General features: G+C 75.3%; 1 protein-coding gene. It reads right to left on the bottom strand.

All coding sequences use genetic code 11. From position 1 onward, the window contains the following. Positions 1 to 514: 514 nt before the first annotated feature. Entirely contained in the window at positions 515 to 865 is a 351-nt protein-coding gene (locus IF89_RS50105) for a DUF6233 domain-containing protein (protein ID WP_420707026.1), read from the bottom strand. Between the last annotated feature and the right edge of the window lie 143 nt (positions 866 to 1,008).

Genomic DNA, 1,008 nt, shown 5'->3' with positions numbered 1-1,008 from the left:
CTGGCCGTTACAAGCCACGCTGGTGCGGTGGCGGTGGTGCTGCCGGCGGGTGGTGATGCGGACCGTCGCAGGCCCTCACCTGTGCGCGCCCCGGGTCGCACCGGTGCGCGGCCTCCTGGCCGGCCGAGAACTCGGCCGACCAGGCCCGACCGTGGCTCGGAAGGTGGCTGTCGTGGTAGCCGCCGAGGACGCCGGGCCCGGGGACGGTGCGGTCCTCATGCTGACAGTCTCCGGCGGCGCTGTGTCTGGCTCGCGGTGTAGGCCGCGCCAACCTGCACGTCCTTGATGCGCGCGGGCGCGCTCCACTGCTGTCCGACTCCACACGGCCGGGCCACCGCCCCGCCACTGGGCCAGCCGCGCGTCGCCCAGGTGGACATCATCAGGGTCCAGGCCGGCCCGCCGCAGGAACTCCAGCAGGTCCCCCGGGCGGAAGGCGCGGCCGAGGACCTCCCTGTCGACGCGGGCGCGGCGCCTGCCTTCGGCGTCGGCGGCTCGACGACGCGTAGGTCAGGGCTCATTCCTCCACGGTGCCGGTACATGGACATTCCAGCACTTCGGGCGTGGTGTCCGGGCGGCAGTGAATGCAGGCGGGCACACCCTGGGCGAGGGGCTGGCGTATGTGCTCTGAGGCGGCCGGGGCGCAGCGCTTGCGGCTGTTGCGGCAGTCCCGGGTGCGGAGGCGGGCCGAGAGCCGGCCCGCGCCGGTTCCGTGCTCCGTCAGCCACGCCGCAGGCCCGGGCACTGGCTGCTGCTGGACCGGGCGGCCTCGCGCTCCCCAAGGCCGCGGCCAGGGCCCGCTCAGGCTGCTGCTGTCTGGTGGTGTGTCCCCCGGGCGCGTGCGCCCGGGGGGCGTATAGCGGCGCATGTGCCGGCGCGTGCGCCGCTATGCGCTGGGCCGGGCACTCCCGCGGCTGTGCGGGGGTGTCCGGCCCTGTGCCTGGTGTGGTGGCTGCGTTTGGCGGGTGCGCTGGTGTGTGTCTGGCGCATGCCGGCGCCGGGTGCTGCTGG

Origin of the sequence: Streptomyces sp. NRRL F-2664, assembly GCF_000719345.1 — a bacterium.
GTDB lineage: Bacteria > Actinomycetota > Actinomycetes > Streptomycetales > Streptomycetaceae > Streptomyces.
This window is presented reverse-complemented; position numbering and strand designations above follow the sequence as displayed.